This window comes from Bartonella sp. AP19HLJMH, assembly GCF_042196245.1.
In the GTDB taxonomy this organism is placed as follows: Bacteria; Pseudomonadota; Alphaproteobacteria; order Rhizobiales; family Rhizobiaceae; genus Bartonella.
Genome location: NZ_JBHIPX010000006.1, coordinates 23,241 through 44,649 on the forward strand (window position 1 = coordinate 23,241; position 21,409 = coordinate 44,649).

18 protein-coding genes and 1 tRNA gene are annotated in these 21,409 nt (G+C 35.6%); 11 read left to right on the forward strand and 8 right to left on the reverse strand.

From position 1 onward, the window contains the following. Positions 1-734: 734 nt before the first annotated feature. Both ACFINR_RS04435 and ACFINR_RS04440 read right to left on the reverse strand, forming a co-directional pair. Complete coding sequence (locus tag ACFINR_RS04435; protein WP_375613347.1) at positions 735-2,426, reverse strand: Na/Pi cotransporter family protein; 1,692 nt, start codon at positions 2,424-2,426, stop codon at positions 735-737. Between the two features lie 69 nt (positions 2,427-2,495). Next, on the reverse strand, positions 2,496-3,713 hold the full coding sequence (locus ACFINR_RS04440) for a mechanosensitive ion channel family protein (protein WP_375638344.1): 1,218 nt from the start codon (positions 3,711-3,713) through the stop codon (positions 2,496-2,498). A gap of 134 nt (positions 3,714-3,847) precedes the next feature. On the opposite strand from ACFINR_RS04440, the gene dnaG reads away from it, so the two are divergent. The 3 genes from dnaG (at position 3,848) to ACFINR_RS04455 (ending at position 9,281) form a co-directional block, all read left to right on the forward strand. Continuing rightward, positions 3,848-5,785, forward strand: a complete 1,938-nt coding sequence (gene dnaG / locus ACFINR_RS04445; RefSeq protein WP_375652693.1) for a DNA primase — start codon at positions 3,848-3,850, stop codon at positions 5,783-5,785. A gap of 409 nt (positions 5,786-6,194) precedes the next feature. Next, entirely contained in the window at positions 6,195-8,210 is a 2,016-nt protein-coding gene (rpoD, locus tag ACFINR_RS04450) for an RNA polymerase sigma factor RpoD (protein ID WP_375613401.1), read from the forward strand. Positions 8,211-8,819: 609 nt separating this feature from the next. Continuing rightward, positions 8,820-9,281, forward strand: a complete 462-nt coding sequence (locus ACFINR_RS04455; RefSeq protein WP_375611972.1) for a YcgN family cysteine cluster protein — start codon at positions 8,820-8,822, stop codon at positions 9,279-9,281. Positions 9,282-9,310: 29 nt separating this feature from the next. On the opposite strand, the gene ACFINR_RS04460 is transcribed toward ACFINR_RS04455, so the two are convergent. Further along, a complete protein-coding gene (locus ACFINR_RS04460; protein WP_375628797.1) occupies positions 9,311-10,054 on the reverse strand; it encodes an SIMPL domain-containing protein in 744 nt (247 codons plus the stop codon). A gap of 170 nt (positions 10,055-10,224) precedes the next feature. Here ACFINR_RS04460 and ACFINR_RS04465 point away from each other — a divergent pair. Both ACFINR_RS04465 and ACFINR_RS04470 read left to right on the forward strand, forming a co-directional pair. Further along, positions 10,225-10,301 (forward strand) — tRNA-Ile (locus ACFINR_RS04465). Positions 10,302-11,998: 1,697 nt separating this feature from the next. Continuing rightward, positions 11,999-12,181, forward strand: coding sequence for a hypothetical protein (locus ACFINR_RS04470; RefSeq protein ID WP_375611974.1), 183 nt, complete (start codon positions 11,999-12,001; stop codon positions 12,179-12,181). Here the strand turns inward: ACFINR_RS04470 and ACFINR_RS04475 are convergent. Continuing rightward, on the reverse strand, positions 12,105-12,419 hold the full coding sequence (locus ACFINR_RS04475) for a helix-turn-helix domain-containing protein (protein ID WP_007347852.1): 315 nt from the start codon (positions 12,417-12,419) through the stop codon (positions 12,105-12,107). The two genes, ACFINR_RS04470 and ACFINR_RS04475, sit on opposite strands and share 77 nt — an antisense overlap. Positions 12,420-13,028: 609 nt before the next feature. Here ACFINR_RS04475 and ACFINR_RS04480 point away from each other — a divergent pair. From ACFINR_RS04480 to ACFINR_RS04495, 4 genes are all read left to right on the forward strand, one after another. Next, a complete protein-coding gene (locus ACFINR_RS04480; protein WP_375613352.1) occupies positions 13,029-13,154 on the forward strand; it encodes a hypothetical protein in 126 nt (41 codons plus the stop codon). 21 nt (positions 13,155-13,175) lie between these two features. Further along, on the forward strand, positions 13,176-13,424 hold the full coding sequence (locus ACFINR_RS04485) for a hypothetical protein (RefSeq protein WP_375613353.1): 249 nt from the start codon (positions 13,176-13,178) through the stop codon (positions 13,422-13,424). Positions 13,425-13,730: 306 nt separating this feature from the next. Next, positions 13,731-14,042 carry a hypothetical protein gene (locus ACFINR_RS04490; RefSeq protein ID WP_375613354.1) on the forward strand — a complete coding sequence of 104 codons (312 nt, stop codon included), beginning with the start codon at positions 13,731-13,733 and terminating at the stop codon, positions 14,040-14,042. A gap of 52 nt (positions 14,043-14,094) precedes the next feature. After that, positions 14,095-14,265, forward strand: a complete 171-nt coding sequence (locus ACFINR_RS04495) for a hypothetical protein (RefSeq protein WP_375613355.1) — start codon at positions 14,095-14,097, stop codon at positions 14,263-14,265. Positions 14,266-14,795: 530 nt separating this feature from the next. On the opposite strand, the gene ACFINR_RS04500 is transcribed toward ACFINR_RS04495, so the two are convergent. Both ACFINR_RS04500 and ACFINR_RS04505 read right to left on the reverse strand, forming a co-directional pair. Then, the gene (locus ACFINR_RS04500) at positions 14,796-14,975 is read right to left on the reverse strand and encodes a DUF1508 domain-containing protein (RefSeq protein ID WP_142416545.1); all 180 of its coding nucleotides are present in this window, start codon (positions 14,973-14,975) and stop codon (positions 14,796-14,798) included. A 389-nt stretch (positions 14,976-15,364) separates the two neighbouring features. Further along, complete coding sequence (locus ACFINR_RS04505) at positions 15,365-15,904, reverse strand: helix-turn-helix domain-containing protein (protein WP_375611979.1); 540 nt, start codon at positions 15,902-15,904, stop codon at positions 15,365-15,367. A gap of 359 nt (positions 15,905-16,263) precedes the next feature. Between ACFINR_RS04505 and ACFINR_RS04510 the strand changes: the two genes are divergently transcribed. Continuing rightward, positions 16,264-17,316: a DUF475 domain-containing protein gene (locus ACFINR_RS04510; RefSeq protein WP_375652698.1), complete on the forward strand. Its 1,053-nt coding sequence runs from the start codon at positions 16,264-16,266 to the stop codon at positions 17,314-17,316. A 453-nt stretch (positions 17,317-17,769) separates the two neighbouring features. Here the strand turns inward: ACFINR_RS04510 and pncA are convergent, their stop codons facing one another. Together pncA and ACFINR_RS04520 are read right to left on the reverse strand one after the other, a co-directional pair. Beyond that, positions 17,770-18,378: a bifunctional nicotinamidase/pyrazinamidase gene (gene pncA / locus ACFINR_RS04515; protein ID WP_273790795.1), complete on the reverse strand. Its 609-nt coding sequence runs from the start codon at positions 18,376-18,378 to the stop codon at positions 17,770-17,772. 46 nt (positions 18,379-18,424) lie between these two features. Next, positions 18,425-18,961 (reverse strand): hypothetical protein, encoded by a 537-nt coding sequence (locus tag ACFINR_RS04520; protein ID WP_375613358.1) that lies wholly within the window; start codon positions 18,959-18,961, stop codon positions 18,425-18,427. Positions 18,962-19,121: 160 nt separating this feature from the next. On the opposite strand from ACFINR_RS04520, the gene ettA reads away from it, so the two are divergent. Then, a complete protein-coding gene (gene ettA, locus ACFINR_RS04525; protein ID WP_375652702.1) occupies positions 19,122-20,771 on the forward strand; it encodes an energy-dependent translational throttle protein EttA in 1,650 nt (549 codons plus the stop codon). Positions 20,772-21,409: the final 638 nt, after the last annotated feature.

Here is a 21,409-nt window from a genome sequence, read left to right on the forward strand (position 1 = left end):
TATATTAAAATAATAGTCACATTTGTATCATAATAATACTTAATAAGTATAAATATATAATACATTTTAATTTATAAACAAATTAATTAATTTAGAAATACGAATAAAATAAGAAAATATTAGTGAAAATGTTTTAAGAACTCATAAAGTGTATTTATAAGCTTTTTAAAGCTCTCTCTTAAATTGAAAAAAACAACTGTGATTAAAGCAATAAGTAAAATGGATATTTAAAAGTTTTGAGCTTGCCAATTGATATCAATGATGTTTGAAATTAAAACTGCTTTGTTGACACGTTATAGCGTGGCTGTATAGGTTTAACCTCTACAGATCTTGATATAAATATTGCATTTTTGTGGGGTTTTGTATTCCTTATAGAGTATTTCTGTTTTGCTGCTACTGTGAAGCGGTTCCCTTTTTACAAGGCGGGTTTAGGTTGGAACTATCATACTCTTGACCTACTCTTTATGTGTTTAACAGTCTTGGCTTTGAGATGGTTAGGCATTTTTACGTCTTTCTTCAAGAGTTCTATTCTACATGCTGCTTTGTTTGTAATGTGCAAGCAGATGACTTTGAGCAATTCATCATGTATAGATTTTAAATGAAAGAAACTTACGATGCAGAAAGCTCATTTAAATTGTCGAATAATAAGATATTTTGATTAAATCAATATCTTGACCATATTCAAAATTGAATAATCGATGTGATGTGTGTTTTATTCAAGTTATTTGAAAGGTTTAAGTTTTTTCTGTTTGTTCTTCAGCAGGGTTGCGTAGACGAGAACTTTGAAGAAGTCCCTGTTCTTCTAAAATGGGGTAGATCATTGAGGTCAAAAGAGAGTTGATTTGTTTAAGGTCGCGCACAGTGTCGAGATGAAGACTGGATGATTCTACATTTTTGAGATCCCCTTCACGCAGACGTTTAAAATGTTTTAAACTCATCTCTTTTTCTAAGTTTCGTAGCTGATCTTTTTTTTGTACCAATAGGTGTGCAGTGTGTGTATCACGTGAGACGAGAACGTTAAATGCTATATGCGCGTTGGCTAGTACAATGGCGTGGAAACGAAGGAGGTCACTCCAGCCCTCGCTGCTGAACTGTAAACCTTTTTGTTGTTTCTTTTTAACCAGCATCAACATATTATGAATAATGATATCGCCTGCTTGGTCTAATTTTATACAGGCGCCTAGAAGTTCTTGCGTTTGAAGAGCTTCTTCGTCAGATAATTTTTGTCCCGCTAATCGGGCAAGATAAAGTTTGATGGCGATATGTTTTTTGTCCAATATGGTGTTGAGTTGGTTGAGTTCACGAATAATATTGGGATCAGGCTTTTCATAAAGTCCCATAATTTTTTCTAGCATGATGTCTACAAGATCACAAATATGAATGACTTCACGCATGACATTCGAGAGGGCGAGAGTTGGGCGATCAAGAACACTGTCATCAAGAGCTGTTTGATCGGATAAATTGAGCGTTTTGTCGGCTTGCATTTTTTTTGCACTTATATTCACGATCTGAGTGGTTAATTTTAAAACCCATTTTGAAAGTGGTATTCCAGCAAGGAGAATGAAAACATTAAAAATGATATGGGCGTTGATTACTTGAGTAGGGGCGTTATTGCCAAGCCATGTGATGGGAGGGTGAAAGGAGAGAAATAAGATAAGTATAAGGATTGACCCTGCCCCACGCATGAGTAAATTTCCTAAGGGAACGAGGCGGGTATTAGGAGAGGCGTTGCGCGTTAAAAGTGGTGCTATAAGAGAAGAGCCAAAGTTGACACCAAGAACCATGACAACACAGAGTTGCGTATGGATAAGATCGTAGTTGGCAAAATTGACCAGCAAAATGATTCCTGCAATGGATGAATGTAAGAGGTAGGTTAAGCCAGCAGCCAACAAAAAAGTGGAAATAGGATCGGTTGAAAGATAACGAATGATGCTAGGTAAAATTTCGCTTTCACGTAAAGGTTCTGTCGCGGTACTTATCATCTCTAAAGATAAAATCAAAAGACCAATACCGATGACAATACGTCCTATTTGACGCCATTCACGTTTTTCTGTTGTCATGAAGATACAAGTGCCAATTAAAAGACACAAGGGTACAACAAGAGTGAGGTCATAGGTGAGAATTTTTACAACGATTGCTGATCCTAATTCTCCTCCACGTACAGCCATAAGTCCTGCTACTCCAGAGACAAAACCAGATTCAACGAAAGAGCCAACGAGGAGTGTTATTGCTGTAGAGCTTTGTAAAATCATTGCTGTAAAAAGTCCAAAACTTACGGCAAACAATGGTTTTGAAACGACGTGGCACATTTTATATTTAAGTCTGTCACCATAGGCGCGTTCAACTCCTGTGCGCACCATGCGTGTGGCCCAGAGAAGTAAAGAAATAGCGCCGGCAAGATGAAGGAGTACCAATGAACCATTCATGATACTTTATTCTTTCTTTGTTGTTGTGAATGTGGTTGCCTCAAATTAATAAATTGAAGTTTATTGTTTTTATTTCACTTTTGCTTTTAATACTTGATTAAAATCATAACCGCTTGGATTTTGAAAAACCTTTAGACCGAAACAGGGCAGAATGGAATAAAGGTGATCAAAGATATCGCCTTGAATTTGTTCATAGTCGATCCAAACGGTGGTGTTCGTAAAGCAATAGATTTCTAAGGGTAAACCATTTTCTGTAGGAGGTAATTGCCGTGCCATGAGGGTCATATTAGGGTTGATGTTTAGATGCTGTTGTAGATAAGCAAAAACATAAGCACGAAAAGTTCCAATGTTGGTTAAACGGCGCGTATTGGCTAAGACATCATGATTTTTATCTAATTGAGCGTTCCATTGTTCGATTTCTTCTACTTTTTGCGTGAAATAACTTTCTAATAAATTAAATCGGGAAAGATATTTTTGTTCTTCTTTTGTGAGAAAATGGATACTTGATTGATCAATAAAAAGGGAGCGTTTGATGCGTCTGCCACCCGATTCTTGCATTCCACGCCAATTTTTAAAAGGGTCGGTCACAAGTTTACGGATAGGAACTGAGGTGATGGTATTGTCGAAATTTTGAACTTTAACAGTATGCAAGGCAATTTCAATAACATCACCATCGGCACCGAGATTGGGGATTTCAATCCAATCCCCAACACGAACCATATCAGTGGATGAAATTTGAATACCGGCAACGAGAGAAAGAAGCGTATCTTGAAAAATTAACATGAGAACCGCGGCCATTGCACCAAGACCGGAGAAGAGAATAAGAGGGGAACGGTCAATCAATGTAGCGACCATTAAAATTGTTGCAACAGCAAAAAGTGCAATTTTAGCAATTTGAATATAACCTTTTATTGGTTTTAGTCGTGCTGTTGGTCGTTGTTCGTAAAGGATGTTAATGACATTGAGACAGGAAGAAATTGTCAGGACGACAAAGAAGATAATGAAGGCGTTGGCAACATTACTGATGACAGTGCTAAATGCATCGGGCAATGTTGAGATAAAATTAACACCAATTGAAAGAATAAAAGCTGAAATGATATCCGCTATGTATTGAATAGCATTATTAATATCGATCGTTGTATTTTTGGGGAGAAAAGAAGAGAGTTTTTTTGCTCCGTGAATAAGTAATTTTCGTCCTAGAAAGTTCACTAAAAGGGCAGCTATAGTAAGAATAACAAGCCAAGAAATAGCCTCTAACCACGGATATTGAGCAATAAATTCGATCACTTTTTATTCTCCATTTCTAAAAACATATGCAGTTGAGGGTTTAAAATTTTACAACTGCTTAAGAGGAAGTATTGGAATTATGCTCTAAAGTCGTTAAATATGCAAAAAAGAATTTTCAAACTCTGTGAGAGATAATGCGTTTTCCGCCCGATTTCCTTAATGAATTGCGTACGAGACTCCCAATTTCAACAGTGATTGGGCAACGGGTGGATTTTGATCCTCGAAAAAGTAAGCCTTCACGGGGAGACTTTTGGTGTTGTTGTCCATTTCATGGTGAAAAAACGCCAAGTTTTCATTGTGATGATCATAAAGGGCGCTATTATTGTTTTGGTTGTGGTGTAAGTGGAGATATTTTTACCTTTTTGTGTGAGCTTGATGGATTGCACTTTTCAGAAAGTGTAGAGCGTTTGGCTGATTTTGCGGGAATAAAACTCCCTATTTTGGATTCACAAAGTCATAAACGTCAACTGGAAAAAGCTGACCTTTATGATGTGATGAAAATTGCTACAGATTTTTTTCAATATAATTTACGCGATAAAGAAGGTACGCAAGCACGTCGTTATCTGGATGCACGTGGTGTTACACCAGAGCTTGTAGAGCGTTTCCGCATTGGTTTTGCACCGGTAAGGCGTACAGCTTTGAAAGAAGCTTTGAGTGCACGGGGCATTTCAATAAAGCAAATGGAAGAATGTGGGCTTCTCTCAGTGTATGAGGAGAGCGCAGATTCTTATGACCGATTTAGAAATCGCATTATGTTTCCTATCGAAGATTTGCGCGGACGTGTGGTGGCTTTCGGAGGGCGTGCATTAGAGAAAGAGACACGAGCAAAATATCTCAATAGCCCTGAAACAGTGCTGTTTCATAAAGGAAATATACTTTATAACGCGGCAGCAGCTCGCAAAAATAGTCGCTTTGTTGGCGATGAAAAAATTCATTCACTCCTTGTTGTTGAGGGGTATATGGATGTCATTGCATTGACTAAAGCTGGTTTTGAAGGAGTTGTAGCGCCCTTAGGGACAGCATTAACGGAAGCGCAAATTGAGCTTTTATGGCAGATGGGGAAGGAGCCTATTTTGTGTTTTGATGGTGATGATGCTGGTTTAAAAGCTGCTTTTCGTGTTGCTGATCGTGTGTTGCCTCTTTTAAAGGCTGGGGTTTGTGTACGCTTTGTTTTGTTGCCACAAGGGAAAGATCCTGATGAAATTGTTTGTGCTGGTGGAGCACAGCTTTTTTCTTCTTTTTTGCAAAAAGCTATTCCTTTGAGTGAGCTTTTATGGTGGCGTGCTACCTATGGAAAGCATTTTGAAATTCCAGAGGCACGAGCAGCGCTAGAAAAACAACTAAAACAACAAATTTTTACGATTAAGGATGAAGATGTCCGTCGTTATTATTTGCAAGATGTAAAAAAACGCCTTTTTGATTTTTTTCGTCCCTCTTTTTCGAAAAAAAGGGGGGAAGGGCGATATGGTCAATCTTCACCAAATAGGACCTTTAAAGATCAAACCTTTTCTCTGTTAGCAAATTCTGAAATAGTACGAAATTCTTCGCAATCTATCCCTTTGCGTGAAGCAGTGATTTTACTTACTTTAGCTTACTATCCTGAGTTGTGGTATGAAAATTTTGAAATTCTTTCTGAGTTAGAATTAAAAAATACTCAATTGATAATTTTTCATCAAGCTATGTTGGAAATTCTTGGGGACCAACAGCTTCATGATAAAGAGACGATGGTTGCGTTCTTAGAAAAAAGAGGGCAAAAGGCTCTGTTAGAGCGTATGAAACATCTTGTGCAAAATATTGGTATGCGTATTATTCCTGGTGGAGCCCCTATAGAAGATGCGCGTGCTATATTAAAACAAGCTGTCTACTTGCATCTTCAAGAACACCACCTACATAAGAGGTTACAGGATATTGAAGAGCAACTTGTAGAAAATCCTAAGAGTGAGGTTTTTGATCTGCTTCGTGAGGTAAAAAATGAGCTGGAGCAGATGCAGGCAACAGAAGCGTTAATTGAAGGATTTGGAAGTTGGTTGGATGAAAAAATAGACGGGAATACACAAGATACGATAAAATGATTCGCTTTTTTAATGCGAATCAGTCACTTAAATTTTAGATGAGGAAGTTTATGTGGAGTGACATTTTTATAAAGATGACAATTAAATTTTAGGAAAAGCGGGTAAATTTTAGGAAAAGCGGGTAAATTTTAGGAAAAGCGGGAAATTGGTTCTTACGATAGGGTGCAGAGATTATCTCAGAAGGGCTGAGAGGTGTCGGGGAAACTTCTGGAGTTTTCCCGCGTTTTTGTCTGGATGTCAAGTTTGTCTGGATGTCAGGGCGTATACAAAATGTATTCTTTCCAATGGTAATCTCTTAACAGGCAGTATATATGGGTAACTATTGGTAGATTTTAGTGAGAACAAAAAACTGGTCACATGGAAACTATGGTTACATGGAAACTGTGAAGTGATCGAGTGGAGTTATGGTATGGCAACAAAGGTTAAACAGAAAGATAATGCAGAAGTAACAAACCAAGCGAGTTTGGATAGTCCTCTTCTTGATTTTTCTGATGATGCCATCAAGAAAATGATTAAACTTGCCAAAAAAAATGGTTACGTAACAATGGATGAGCTCAATGCTGTTCTTCCTTCTGACGAGGTTACATCCGAACAAATTGAAGATATCTTGGCGATGTTCTCTGAGATGGGGGTTAATGTTGTGGATGATGAGGATGAAGTTGAGTCTGAAAATTATGAAGAAGAAGTTACGGTAGAGGGGGGTGATTTAGTAGAAGCCTCTAGCCATGCAATTGCAACGACAACGAATAAACGCGAAGTAACAGATCGTACGGATGATCCGGTGCGTATGTATTTGCGTGAGATGGGAGCTGTTGAGCTTCTTTCGCGGGAAGGCGAAATTGCCATTGCTAAGCGTATTGAAGCAGGGCGTGAGACAATGATTGCGGGACTTTGTGAGAGTCCTTTGACTTTTCAGGCTCTTATTATCTGGCGTGACGAGTTAAAAGAGCAGCGTATTCTTCTTCGTGAAATTATTGATCTTGAAACGACTTATGCTGGTCCAGAAGCAAAGCAGGCTCCTGTTATTGAGCGAAGTGAAGTTGATAAGACCGTAGAAGAAAAAATGTCTTCTGGTATACGTAATATGGGGGAGAGCGCAGGAGAGAGAAACATTGAAGACGATGATGAAGAGGACGAGGACGATGTTAACTTATCGCTTGCTGCAATGGAAAATGAACTTTGTCCTCAAGTTATGGAAACATTGGATTTTATTGCTCAAACCTATGTGAAATTACGAAAATTACAAGATCAGCATGTTGAAAGCAGTTTGGCAGAGCGTAAAGAGGGGGCTCTTACATCTTCTCAGAAGAAGAAATATATTCAATTAAAGGGTGAGTTGATTCAAGCAGTAAAATCCCTTTCTTTAAACCAAAATCGTATCGAAGCTTTGGTTGAACAGCTTTATGACATTAATAAGAGATTGATTCATAATGAAGGTAAGCTGAAACGGATTGCCAATAGCTATGGCATTGGCCATGAGGACTTTTTAAAAGAATACCAAGGGCGTGAATTGGACGCGGATTGGATGAATTATATTTCTGCTTTGCCTACACCTGGTTGGAAAGAGTTTTCGGTGCGTGAAGCAAAAGAAATCCAAAAACTGCGAAGTGAAATACAAAATCTTGCGCAAGAAACGGCTATTTCGATTGGTGAATTTCGTCGGATTGTTATGCAGGTGCAGAAAGGTGAACGCGAATCAACAATTGCGAAAAAAGAGATGGTAGAATCTAATTTGCGTCTTGTCATTTCAATTGCAAAAAAATACACCAATCGTGGTTTGCAGTTTCTTGATCTTATTCAAGAGGGCAATATCGGTTTGATGAAGGCTGTGGATAAGTTTGAATATCGGCGCGGCTACAAATTTTCAACTTATGCAACATGGTGGATTCGTCAAGCTATTACACGTTCAATTGCTGATCAGGCACGTACAATTCGTATTCCTGTTCATATGATTGAAACAATTAATAAAATCGTTCGTACATCGCGTCAGATTCTCCATGAAATTGGACGAGAACCAACACCAGAAGAATTATCTAGCAAGCTTTCTATGCCGTTAGAAAAAGTACGAAAAGTTCTTAAAATTGCAAAAGAACCTATTTCTCTCGAAACGCCTGTTGGTGATGAAGATGATTCCCATTTGGGTGATTTTATTGAGGATAGGAATGCGTTATTACCAATTGATGCAGCTATCCAAGCTAATCTGCGAGATACGACAACACGCGTTCTTGCTTCATTAACACCACGAGAAGAACGTGTTTTGCGGATGCGTTTTGGAATAGGGATGAATACCGATCACACATTGGAAGAAGTGGGACAGCAGTTCTCAGTTACAAGAGAGCGTATTCGTCAGATTGAAGCAAAGGCACTTCGTAAATTAAAACATCCTAGCCGTTCACGAAAATTGCGCAGTTTTCTCGATTCTTAAATAAAGGAATTCGTGTGCATTTTAATAACTTCCTCCTTCTTCTTAATGAAGGGGGAGGTGCGTCACGTTGTACTTGGATGCTTTCTTGAGAAAAACATAGGAAGAATTTGAACAATCTAGAAAGTTTTCGATGTTTAATGTTTTTCTTAGCTTTGGGGCTTTATACTTCTCTGTCTCAGAAGAATAGATATAGGGCAAAGGGTGGTTATGGAGTAGAGAGTAGGGGAGCTTTCAAGAAATGAACGATAAAAACATTACCTTGCGTATAGCGCGGCTCGTTTTTAAGAAATGAGATCTATTAGGAATAAACTTATATTGCAACATACGGACTTTTTGATGAAAAATGTATATTCTTTGCGGAATTTTTCTATCATTTTAGGTGACGCATTTTACTCTTTGTCAGTTTATAAAGAGATGTTTCAATAGGTTACGTTCATTTATATACGCTATTTTTTGAATATTCTCTTTTATTCAGATAGATTTTAAGAACATGGTTTAAAGTATACATTGAGTTAAATCTTTTTAAGAGACAAAAATAGATGAAATTATAGAAATTAAATGTTTCATTTTTTATAGATCGTCTTAATTTAAAAAGGTGTGTCTGAGTTTATGAGTGGAGAGCTTCCCTTTTGGAAAGTAAAAAAATTAGAAGAGATTTCCATTTCTGAGTGGGAGAGCCTTTGTGATGGCTGTGGCCGTTGTTGTCTCCATAAAGTTGAGGACGATGATACGGGTGACCTTTATGCAACCAGTATTGCTTGTCGTCTTTTAGATGGGGAAACCTGCAGGTGTCGAGATTATGCTCATCGTAAATCAATTGTACCAGATTGTATATCGCTAGATATTACGACAGTTAAAACAGCGCGTTGGCTTCCAGAAAGTTGTGCTTATAGATTAATTTATGAGGGAAAAGATCTTCATTGGTGGCATCCATTGGTATCAGGAGATTGTCAGACGGTACATACAGCGCGTATTTCTGCACGCGGACAAATAGAGATTTACGAAGACGAATTATTATCTGAGGAAGATTATCTTTATCACATTACTGGTCTTCTACGTGAAGGCCAGTAATATGATTTTTTATACAACTTGTTTGTGACTTAATCGATCGCAAAGACTACAGTGACGCTCACGTTATAATTTAATTCACCACCTGCAAAATTTGTATTTGCGTAGCTTACATCTGCTGCTCTACTCATGAGACGTGGTGTTGGGTGATAGTAATCATCCTTTTCATTGATTTCAATAATTTTTCCTAATTTTAAATCGGCTGCTTGCGCTATCGTTTGCGCTTTTTCAATGGCTTCAGTAATGGCTTTTTTACGTGCTGCTTGATAAAATGGCTTTGTATCTGCGTTGGTAAAAGTAATGCCGTTAACTGAATTAACACCTAGTGTCATCGCTTGATCAAAGATTTTACCAGCATTGGTAAGATCACGAATGCGCACGGTTAAAGAATTTGAAACATGATAGAGTTTTTCATTATTCTTTTTTTCGTGGTGTTTATCAGAGGTTGACTGATAAATGGATAAGCCTGATGTTTGCAAATCATTTGCTTGGATGCCATTGTTTTTAAAAGCGTTTATAATATCATTGATGGATTGATTATTGGAAGCTAATGCCTTTTGGGCAGTTTTGTCATAGGTAACAACGGCTAGATTAATAATGGCCATATCCGGTGCTGCTTGACTTTCTCCGATTGCTGTCACTGTAATCGTTGCATTTTTCATTTTATTTTCTTCAGCATAAGCACGTACAGTCAACGATGTGGCTAAGAGTGTAAATGCTAATATAACTGTTTTAACCAGAGAACTCTTCAGTGGTTGAATTTTCTTTTCTATCATATCTATACCTTTATATTTGTCAGTTAATTATTCTCTCATTTTTAAGAGTTTTTGTAAAGAAATTAGAGCACTGAAAAAAAAACCAATAGAAAAGAGAAAAAGATGGGTTATAATCTTTGTCAGCTCTTGTATCATAGGGCATTTTAGTTTAGAGAGAAACAACCTATTTAGGGCCTGTAGCTCAATTGGTTAGAGCCAGCGGCTCATAACCGCTTGGTTGGGGGTTCGAGTCCCTCCGGGCCCACCAATAGGGAAATGTACAATAGAAAAATGGATCGCTTATATAAAAGTTTTGAGATTCTACCTTTTTCGTTTTTTATTTATTTTCCTGTTTGTTTTAGAAGCTTTTGGTCGTTGTTTGTTGCAGTTTGTTCTCTCAGTCGCTTTAATATGATGGTATGTTTTCTTAGTCTCATCAAAGAAGTTCTCTCATTTGCAACCTTTTAGCATTTGGATTAACTGATATGGGTCGCTATTTACTTTCTTAATTCATATACTGTTTTGTACTTTTTCTATATGGTGTTCTTCATAAAATAGAAGGCTAAAAGCTTCATTGGATAAGTTTATTTATACTTGTTCTGCAAATAAACAGACCTCAATAAAACCAATTTTAAAGATTGTACCTGTTCAGAACAAATGGCTCAAAAAACATTTAGTGTAAATTTGCTTTTTTCTAAGTGATGTTAATGTCTTTTAGACATTCGAATAGCATCATTGTGATGAAAGGTTAGTGTATAAGAGAATGTGATCTATGGGCATTCATATGTATCATGGGGCAACGATGATAACATTTGTTGTTATTTTCTTTTTCCCAAGAAAGGAATTCTATTTAATATCTTGAGAAATATTGTTCATAGTGACGGTGGCGTGTTTTTTGAAAAGAATTTTATTAATTGTTCTTTGAAAAGTCAATTGAGTGATTGTTTCTATCGCTTTGCATCATCCAGATTCTATTGTAATAAGCATTTTATTATTCTGTAAGAAATGTTTTCTATGATATTGGAAAATTTGTTAAAATGCCATTTTCTGTTTTTGTGTATTTTTTGCTTAATGTTTAAATTATAGAGTTTTCATGTGATCCGAATTATTATTGAAGAGCAGATGTCTTTTTTGATTTTACTCTGATAAGGAATTGGCAATATTGCGGTAACCCTAGCACTTTTTTGTATTGCTAACATTTTTCTCGTATTGATCGTATAGAGAGTTTTATCTTTATTATGAGTTTTTTCTCTTATGAAAAATTATTGGCAGGGAGGGTGTTTTTTTGGAAAAGTATACTTCTTCTTCAAAGCCATACTTTTAAAATATAATTCTTCATTTGCATAAGGGAATTTCTCTCTTGTTGTAAATCTGTATAAAATTTACGTACAAAGATTGTGCGTGGTGATTCGTTTTATTTTTTTGATAGTATCATTTTTGCTTATGATAGAGACTTATATTAGTATTTACAAGGTGCGTTTAGAGGGGAGGTTACCTGTAAATGTGTTACAGAGTTTTAGGTAGTGTGGCTCTGTTTATAAGAATTTATTCCTATAACATTGTTATATTCTCGCTTTGCAATATTGTTAAAAAAACATAGATGGTGCTATGTAGAATAAATTGTGATGTATTTTTTTCAAAAAAGCTTTTTCGTGTTCTCTTATATAGAGTTCAGGAGTGTCTTCAGGGATATTTTCACATTAGTTTTTATTGGTCCGAATCGCAAGATCTGCGTAACATTATTCGCGTTTTTGATAGATTATACCAATTTTCATAAGAAGGTCTGGATCGTGTGATGCTTTCTGTTTCACCATGGTACATGACTAATAGAACTTCATCTGATTTTGTAAAATAAGTTTGTACACAATTGCTTCCATACTGCCTATTGCAAATATTTTTTTCTAAGGTATGAGATATATTTTAAACGCTTTAGCGTTATATAGTGTGACTACATGGAGTATGACTATGAAGAATGATAAAAAATTTGAAACAACTTTATCTGATATTATTGTGAAATGGGAGTCTTTATCGACGTCTCAAAAGCAAGCGATATTGGATAAAGTAGAAAATGCTACAGATTCTGCTCATTCAACAGAACATTTAAGGCTTCAATCTTCTTTTTATCTCCAGACGAAATCAAAGTTATGAGTTTTAAGTCTTCATCGGAGATGTTGAAACCAGTTATTACATATATGGCACTAGCATTTCCCAGTGTATTCAAAATAGCCATGAGTTTATCTACAGAAGGCCTCTTGCCTCCATTTATCATTTGTTGGACGTAATTTTGTCCACAGCCTGCAGCTCTGCTTATTTCAATCATTGTTCGTCCGTCACTTTTTATCAATTCAACTAAGCGTTGGAACCAATCTTTTTCAGTCTTTGTCATTTTTAGACCTTTACATATTTACGCTATAGCGTTAATATTGCGTTGCGAATCCAGAATATATGATACAAGGAGCGTGAAAATATCCATGTGTAGCTCTTCGCTAAGGAAGCATATAGAGTTGTTTTTAACTAATAACAAAATGTCCCCATACACTTTCAGATTCGAATCAATAAAAATGGTTGCTTAGTTCCACGGTTGTGAAAAAGTAAATGTGTATACCAGAAAGGGCGATACACACTCGTATGTTTATGAGATTTCACTATGATAGTATACGTAGCAGCATTATAAATCAAGATATACCCCAACATCAGAATTTGTAAAAAAAATTCTGCGTTGAGGTAGTGTGTGAATATAACGAAGCTTTAGAGCCTTAAGAGATAGGATAATGGCTGTAGAAAAGATGTAAATTGCATAGATAAAGAATACTGATTTCTTCTTTATTGTAATAAATTAGATCACTATCAGATGGTATATCCTATATATGCGTAAAAAAATGGGAAATATCAAAAAAGTGATCTTGGATATTTTATTAAACAGGAAGGTAATCTGATCCACAAAGGTGGTTGTTTGGTAGAATTGTACATTCGATCAATGCCCTTATGGGGATGAATGTGTTTTTATGATGCTGCGGTTTATAATGAAGTCTGTGTTTATAATGATATTGTTATTGATAACAATGCATTAACATATGGTTGTTTAGTTGTTCGTAAGAGTTCGCATGTTTATGAAAAATAAGAACTTTATCGTTATTTGAATATGAGTGGAGATGCATATGTTTATGCTAATGCGGTCTTTTTTGATCAAGTTTTGAATGCTCAATGTATTGAATTTTGTGGTGATACTCGTGATTTTAGAAAGGCTCGAGTTTATAATGATGCTTTAGTTTGTGGTGATGTAAAGATTTGTGGGAAGGCAAAATTTTACAGAAATGCTGTGCTTTGTGACACTGAAGATTTTTGTAATAATGAAAAACTTTCATATATAGCCGCATTCCACATGGCGTAAAAAAGGAAGATAGGAACGATTTGGGCAAGGCTTGTATGATTGGATTGCGTCGTTAGTTTTATTTGACGTTCCTTATTTTTTGTATTTTGTGTCAATAAATGTGTCGCAAATAATTGGTGTGAGTGTAGATTTAGCCGCTTTCAGAGATTTGTTTGCGTCATTTATCAATGCTTTAATGGAGAAAATAAGAACGCCGAGAGTGATTGTTCACACTTGGAACATGCAATTTATTGCATTCTTTTTTTGATTGAGGATGAAACAAATTGGTCAAGATCATCACTTGAGCGACAATTAAGGGAGATCCAAATGAGTGTAAACGAAATTTTATTGGGAGCAATGATTGTTGTTTTGTTGTGCAGCGGGGTTATATTTCGATTTTCTTTATATTATCGCAGTCAAGTGAAAATTTTAAAAGAGGAATCTAGAAGAATAAAGCATGAGTTTTTAAGAGATTCTATGAAGATGACTGAAGAACGAGATAGGGCTATTAGAGAGCAAAGTATGGTGATTAAAAGACGCGACCAAGCAATTGAAAAACTGAAAAAACAAATTAAGCAATATGAAAAAAATGAAAAGAAATATAAAAAAATGCTTAAATCTGAAGATGATAAAGAGTGATTGTATTCATATTTTGCATTAAAGGGTTTGGAAATGTGTTAGGAAGATTGGAATGACGAGAGAGATAAACTTTAATGAAGCCAATTATGGTGCTGATGGAGAGATTGTATTGGAAGAGAATATTCAAGTTTACTCTGATTTTATGACAACATTTAAGGTTATAAGACAGAGCGTCGTTGATCATAAAATAAGAGTTTATGATGATAAACCAGTTTATAGGTAGGCTAGTTATTAAAAAGCGCGTCTATACAATCCAGCAATTTTATATTATTGCTGGAAACAGTTTTGCACGTTCTTTTTAGATGTAAGGTATAAATGCTACGATAGTTTCAGCTAATAGGTATAAAAAATTGCATGATAATAGAAAGAAAGAGATATTTGCTTTTTATGAAGATGAAATGGGTAAGTCAGTTATGATTATCAGATACAGAAGAGGAATATGAACGTAAAAGATATTAATATCTTGTAGAGTAAATATATTTCTCATTGATGATTTATCTTCTCTTCATGTGCGTTTATTTTTTATGAAAAATACAAAACTTAAGAGATTTTCTTTTTGATAAAGGCTATAGAGATTTGAGTATGATTGAAAATAAACATATAATCTGTAAGAATATGAATGTTCTTTGTGAGTGTCAGAAATAATACAAAAACTTCCTCTCATTGAGGGCAAATCAATCACTTTTCATTTGTCACAAAAGTAACTACCATACCATTATACAAAATAAACGCTTGTTTTAATGGTAAAGAACGTTAGGACTGTAGTTCTCTAATAAGAGCCTTATGTGTAATTTCTTTTATTTGCTCAATATTGATTAGGATATCTTGTTTTGTTGGATAACCTTTACTAGAAAAAGCAATTTTTTGTGCATCTCCTGAGATTAAACGCCAGTACCATTGATTGTGAACTCCTTGAAACACCTCAAAATACATGCTTCCCACCTCATAAAATAGCTGATAATTTTCAGGATAAATATTTAACTAATCCGCTTGTAAACATTAATGTATGTCTCTCTAGGAAGTCGTCAATATATTCCCCTTAAATTTTCTGACCTTAAAAAATAATTTCTATGAGAGCTATTATTCTTTTAACAAGAAAAAATTTATTGTCAATAAGATGTGAATGAGAATTTCATACTATAAAATTATTGTTTTTAATTTAAAGACACTATACTTTCATTTACAACGCAAATATTTTTCTGTCGTTACAGAAATAAAGTTTATAAATTATATAAAACTTCACCAGCACGGATAAAGTAAAAAAATACTTCTTTCCATACTGGTGTTTAATCATTTCTTGCTTTTTCTTTTGAAATAGACGTTTATTGATTAGCTATAACCTCTTTTTGGGATACGCTTCGAATGAGTAAATCAATGAATAAGCTAAGGGTATAAGAATTGGCCATTTTAGCTTTCATATCGATAAGAGAGGTTGTAGTTTTAGGGTTAAAACCATTTGATAAACCTTGTCTTGACAAATATTGCTGCAATTTTTCATAAGAACTGTCGATTTTTTCTTGATTTAGTTTTTCGTTACGATCACTATCGGCAAGTGTTTCTTCCAGTCCCTCGATTTTTTTAATAAAATAATTCCAGTCAAAATCACCTTTTGTATATTCGGTGTCAAACATTTTTCCTTGTCCAGTTAAAAGCCAATTAATATTGACACCATATAACGTGCGGTATGTTTGTAAGACACTAAGATTGGGTTCTCTCTCTCCACGCTCATAAAAAGCAATGGAATTTTTTGTCATGCTAAAACTTTTAGCTAAGGTTTCACGTGATGGATCGCCTAAAGCAAGACGTACATAACGTAAACGTTTTCCAAATATGGTTTTTGATTCAGTTTCAGGACGTGCCACGAATTATCTCCCTCGGTAAATCATCATGGTATAAATCATTAAATAATAAAAGCACACTATGTATTAATATTCTATGATATAATGTCAATATTATAGCTTTAATTTCTTGTTATTTTTTTTATTTGTGTAGATAGAAAGCAATCTTGCACTTATTGTATTGACAATTGATATTCACTTCAAAACAAAATTCCTTGTTGCTACATTTGTCTCTTGCTTTTTTTGAGAGAATTTTCATGTAACTTTACCATATATATTCTATACACCTCTGCATTAATAGATGCAACTTTAAAGAGATGCAAACTTTGGATTGGTACTGGGTGTGCTTAGATGAAGTAGAAAATAAACTTTGAGGAATGATCATGGCCCTATTACGCTATTTTGGGTTTGCTTTTTTTTTCACGATTATTGGTGTCTTTTTAGGAGGGGTTATTGGTTGGTTTGAAACGGAAAGTATTACTGGTTTTCTTAAATATTTTTTTATTTGCTTTGTTTTAGGAATTTTGGAAATTTCTTTATCTTTTGATAATTCTATTATTAATGCGCGTGTTCTTAGTAGAATGAGTCCATTGTGGCGTCGTCGTTTTCTTATATGGGGCATTTTGATAGCTGTATTTGGGATGAGAATTGTTTTTCCATTATTGGTGATTGTCGTTGCTGTTGGGATTAATCCAATTGCGGCAGTCAAATTAGCGATATGGGAACCACATCGATATGCTGAAGTTTTAACCGATGCGCATATGGGGATTGCTGCTTTTGGAGGAACTTTCCTTATGATGGTTGGCTTAAAATATTTTTTTGATTCTGAAAAAGAAGTACATTGGCTTAATGTTATAGAGAGACCTGCTCAAAAGTTTGGGGCACTTGTTGGAATTGATATTGCAATTGTTTTGATTTTGATCTTATTTGTTTCAGCTCAGATTGATGCAGAAAATAAAATAACTTTTTTATTGGCAGCACTTTATGGACTTTTGACCTTTATCGGTGTTGAAGTTGTCGGTCATCTCTTGGATACTCCTCAAAAGACTTTAACAACAGTAGCTCACGGGGGAGTAGGGGCGTTTCTTTATTTAGAAGTTCTTGATGCTAGTTTTTCTTTCGATGGCGTGGTTGGTGCTTTTGCCTTTTCACACAACCTTTTTATTATTGCGATAGGTCTTGGTATCGGAGCATTTTACGTTCGTTCTATGACAATTATGTTGGTTGAATCAGGAACATTATTGCATTATCGTTATTTAGAGCATGGTGCTTTTTATGCAATTCTAGTTCTTGCAGTGATTATGTATCTGCAAACGATTATATCGGTTCCTGAAGTTTTAACAGGACTTGTGGGAGTCTGTATTATTGGAATGGCATTATATTCTTCGATTCGTTTTAAGCATCGTCAATTAGATAAACATGTTGTATCTAAGTAATGGAGATTTCTTTCTTTTTCACACTTTTGTTTATCGCATATCTTTGAATAGAAAGAGGTCTTTTATGCAAAATAAAATACTATTTTATTGCTTATTTGCGTTTTTTTAAAGTTGAGTTCATTGCATGATACTACCCATGAAGCCAATAATGTACAATCTCTAGGATACTTTTTGACCTAAATATAAGATAGAAAGCTGATGTTATACTTTTTACCAGCTTTCAATACTATGACAAACTTTTGCATTAATGGTTCATAAGAGGCCTTTTTGCATGTTTTTTTGAACGATTTCTATTCATACATTGGATTCTCTTTGTAACGTGTAAGAGAATGGTTTTGAAACAGGTTTGAAATGAGAGAATTTACGATATTCTGGACTCTTACTTAAATATGTGCAAAATGATTTATCCTTTATAAATCAGTTTATTATAATGGTAGATTAGAGAAGGATCTTTTAAGAGACCATTAAAAGTTCTATACCGGCTTCGTTCATTGTTTTAAGCATAGTGTTTAGTGATCCGTTTACATCAATACCAGCACAGGCATTTAATGAAACACTGACTTTAAAACCGCATTGCATAGCGTGAAGAGCAGAAAATCCGACACAAAAATCAGTTGCTAAGCCACACATAATGAGCTTAGTAAAACCATGTTCTTTAAGATAAACTTGTAAACCTGTTGGTGTTTTTTGATCATTTTCAAGAAAAGCAGAATAGCTATCCATTTTTTGATTATAGCCTTTTCTAAGGATAAGTTGTGCCTTTTCTACTCTAAGAGATGGATGGAATTCTGCTCCTTGTGTTCCTCGTATGCAATGATCAGGCCAAAGTATTTGAGGACCATAGTCAAGAATGACTGTATCATAGGGCTTTTTTTCAGGATAGCAGGAAGCAAAGCTGCAATGGTTTTTGGGATGCCAGTCTTGGGTTAAGATAACGTGGTCAAAATGATTTATGAGATTATTGACGGCGGGTAAAATAGCATCACCTTGAGGTACGGCAAGTGCTCCACCTAGTAAGAAGTCATTTTGAACATCAATGACGATTAAGGCTTTTTTTTCCATAAATATATTCCTATACGAGATGAGCTTTTATCGTATTTTTAAAAAGCTATATGTCGTCTTGAAGTTTTGAAATGATGTGCTGGATATTGATATTATTTTTATAATTATCAAGCCAAAAGAGGGGGATGGATAAGTTTTTACAATTGGCTTTATAGTTTTTTACGAATTGTAACCACGTACCAATGGGAAGGGCACTGTATTCATTTGTTGCTACGTGTTGATGCAAAGCTTTCATGATCATTGGGCTTGGGACGTCAGATCCCATAAGGCGGCGGTCGTTTTGTAAACGTAATTTAAGCCATATCAAGGCAAGGGGTGAAGTCCATTGCTTTCCGTAGCAAAAAATCGATGAAAAAAGAGAAGGATTTTTTACTGCGTAATATAAAGCCCATAAAGCGAGAAAAGAAGGCGCATAGAGAATTGCTTTTCTTTGTGGTACCATATTACATTGATAGGTTGGTTTAATACGATAAAAATATAATGTTATATCTGGTATGGAAAAGAGAGGCAATGTTTGATAACAGGTTTCAGGTACAGCTAAAAAGATTTGCTTTTTGCTCTTTAGGGGGATGTTTTTTTGCATTCAGGACCATACTGGGGCTTGTGAGATTAGAAAAAATGTACCAATATAAAGCGAAAGCTTTTGATACGACGTAAGTGCTATTTACTGTACAGTTTCAAAAAGCAAAAGCAGTTTTTTCAAAATCCTAATCTTTAATATCGCATAATATAAAGAGAAATTTATGGCACGTCAATTTATCTATCATATGGCTGGGCTTAACAAGTCTTACGGCAATAAAAAAGTTCTAGAAAATATTCATTTGTCTTTTTATCCAGATGCGAAGATCGGTATTTTAGGGCCGAATGGTGCAGGGAAGTCAACTATTTTACGTATTATGGCTGGGCTAGATAAGGAATATACGGGAGAAGCATGGATTTCTGAAGGAGCACGCTGTGGTTATCTACCACAAGAACCTTTGCTTGATGCGAGCAAAGATGTGCGTGGTAATGTGATGGAAGGTGTTGCAGATAAACAGGAAATTCTTGAGCGTTATAACGAATTGATGATGAATTATAGCGAGGAAACGGCTGATGAAAGCGCACAGCTTCAGGACATTATTGACAGTCAGAATCTTTGGGATTTAGAAAGTCAAGTGGAAATGGCTATGGCTGCTCTTGGCTGTCCGCCAGCCGATGGGGATGTAACAAAACTTTCGGGTGGTGAGAAGCGGCGTGTTGCACTTTGTAAATTGCTTTTGTCAAAACCTGATTTATTACTTTTGGATGAACCGACAAACCATTTAGATGCTGAAACGACGGCTTGGCTTGAGAGGCATCTACGTGAATATCTTGGGGCTGTGCTTTTGATAACCCATGATCGTTATTTTCTCGACAATGTAACGGGTTGGATTTTAGAATTAGATCGCGGTAGAGGTATTCCTTATGAGGGGAACTATTCTGCTTATTTGGGGGCTAAAGCCAAGCGTTTGGCTCAGGAAGGCCGTGAAGAGGCAGCGCGTCAACGTGCTTTATCACGTGAGCAAGAATGGATCGCTTCTAGTCCAAAAGGGCGACAAGCAAAGTCAAAAGCTCGGATTAAGGCTTATGATGAGTTGGTTCAAGCAGCACGTGAGCGCCGTCCTGGAGAGGCGCAAATCATTATTCCTATTGGAGAAAGGTTAGGACAAGTTGTTATTGAGGTTGATAATCTCTCTAAAGCTTATGGTGAACGTGTATTGATTGATTCTCTTTCTTTTAAACTTCCTGCTGGTGGCATTGTCGGCGTTATTGGGGCCAATGGTATGGGAAAGTCGACCTTGTTTAAAATGTTGACGGGACAGGAAAAGCCCGATTCAGGTCAGATACGTATCGGTGAAACAGTTCACATGAGTTATGTGGATCAGAGTCGCGATTCCTTGGTGGGGGATAAAACTGTTTGGGAGGAAATTTCTGGTGGAAATGACATTATTAAATTAGGCAAATATGAGATGAATAGCCGCGCTTATTGCGGGGCTTTTAATTTCAAGGGGGCAGATCAGCAGCAGAAGGTGGCAAATTTATCAGGAGGGCAGCGCAATCGCGTACATTTGGCGAAACTTCTAAAAGAGGGGGGAAATGTGCTTCTTCTTGATGAACCGACAAATGATCTTGATACTGAAACATTGGGTGCATTGGAAGATGCATTGGAAAATTTCGCTGGTTGTGCAGTTATCATATCGCATGATCGTATGTTTCTTGATCGATTGGCAACACATATTTTAGCCTTTGAAGGTGATGGTCATGTAGAATGGTTTGAAGGTAATTTTGCTGAATATGAGGCTGATAAAGTTCGTCGTCTTGGGGCGGAATCTCTTAATCCTAAGCATGCAAATTATAAACCTCTTACACGCTAGAATTTTTTATCTTATCGCAACTTTGTTAGAATAATAGTGTATTTTATTGCGTTTGTTATTTCATAAATAAAGTGTGTGTGTACTCTGTGGGAGTTTTTATTCATTGAAAAGAGTAAGAGACACTTTATGAAATTATGACCTAAATAGGGTTATTTTACTCATGATATATAACCGGTTATTTTTTGTAAAACTGCAATGAAAAGGAGGGGATGGAGCGTATAGTATTACTTCTACAAATGCCTTGGTCATTGAGCATTATCATCTTTACTTAATAAAAATGCAAGCTGGCATTATCATGTTATTTTTTCTCAATAGTATGCAGTTCTTGTTTTTAGGTGGGCATAAAAGGTATTTTTATCCATCTGTCCCCTCCGTTTATGAGCTGTAAGAGAATGATTTGGATTGATTTATCATGAATAGATTTGAAATGAGAAAAATCTACGGTATTCCGGTTTTTTATTCAAGTTAAAAATGAATTATTATTATAAATCAATGTATTCTCATTATAACGAGAAGCAGGGAGATAAGATCTGTTCGTTTTTTACATTAGCCTATTTTTTTCATAGTATGATAAAATAGAGAGAACAAAATAGATGAGAATATGCGTTGTATGCTTGACTTTTTTTCCTATAAACAAA

Excerpts from the sequence above, each read along its gene's own strand:
- ACFINR_RS04490 (WP_375613354.1), top strand. The coding sequence starts at position 13,731 with ATGAGTGTAAACGAAATTTTATTGGGAGCAATGATTGTTGTTTTGTTG.
- ACFINR_RS04510 (WP_375652698.1), top strand. The coding sequence starts at position 16,264 with ATGGCCCTATTACGCTATTTTGGGTTTGCTTTTTTTTTCACGATTATT.
- ACFINR_RS04495 (WP_375613355.1), top strand. The coding sequence starts at position 14,095 with ATGACGAGAGAGATAAACTTTAATGAAGCCAATTATGGTGCTGATGGA.
- ACFINR_RS04470 (WP_375611974.1), top strand. The coding sequence starts at position 11,999 with ATGAAGAATGATAAAAAATTTGAAACAACTTTATCTGATATTATTGTG.
- ACFINR_RS04520 (WP_375613358.1), bottom strand. The coding sequence starts at position 18,961 with ATGCAAAAAAACATCCCCCTAAAGAGCAAAAAGCAAATCTTTTTAGCT.
- ACFINR_RS04500 (WP_142416545.1), bottom strand. The coding sequence starts at position 14,975 with ATGTATTTTGAGGTGTTTCAAGGAGTTCACAATCAATGGTACTGGCGT.
- ACFINR_RS04475 (WP_007347852.1), bottom strand. The coding sequence starts at position 12,419 with ATGACAAAGACTGAAAAAGATTGGTTCCAACGCTTAGTTGAATTGATA.
- ACFINR_RS04480 (WP_375613352.1), top strand. The coding sequence starts at position 13,029 with ATGTGTTTTTATGATGCTGCGGTTTATAATGAAGTCTGTGTTTATAAT.
- ACFINR_RS04485 (WP_375613353.1), top strand. The coding sequence starts at position 13,176 with ATGAGTGGAGATGCATATGTTTATGCTAATGCGGTCTTTTTTGATCAA.
- ACFINR_RS04460 (WP_375628797.1), bottom strand. The coding sequence starts at position 10,054 with ATGATAGAAAAGAAAATTCAACCACTGAAGAGTTCTCTGGTTAAAACA.
- ACFINR_RS04435 (WP_375613347.1), bottom strand. The coding sequence starts at position 2,426 with ATGAATGGTTCATTGGTACTCCTTCATCTTGCCGGCGCTATTTCTTTA.
- pncA (WP_273790795.1), bottom strand. The coding sequence starts at position 18,378 with ATGGAAAAAAAAGCCTTAATCGTCATTGATGTTCAAAATGACTTCTTA.
- rpoD (WP_375613401.1), top strand. The coding sequence starts at position 6,195 with ATGGCAACAAAGGTTAAACAGAAAGATAATGCAGAAGTAACAAACCAA.
- dnaG (WP_375652693.1), top strand. The coding sequence starts at position 3,848 with ATGCGTTTTCCGCCCGATTTCCTTAATGAATTGCGTACGAGACTCCCA.
- ACFINR_RS04455 (WP_375611972.1), top strand. The coding sequence starts at position 8,820 with ATGAGTGGAGAGCTTCCCTTTTGGAAAGTAAAAAAATTAGAAGAGATT.
- ettA (WP_375652702.1), top strand. The coding sequence starts at position 19,122 with ATGGCACGTCAATTTATCTATCATATGGCTGGGCTTAACAAGTCTTAC.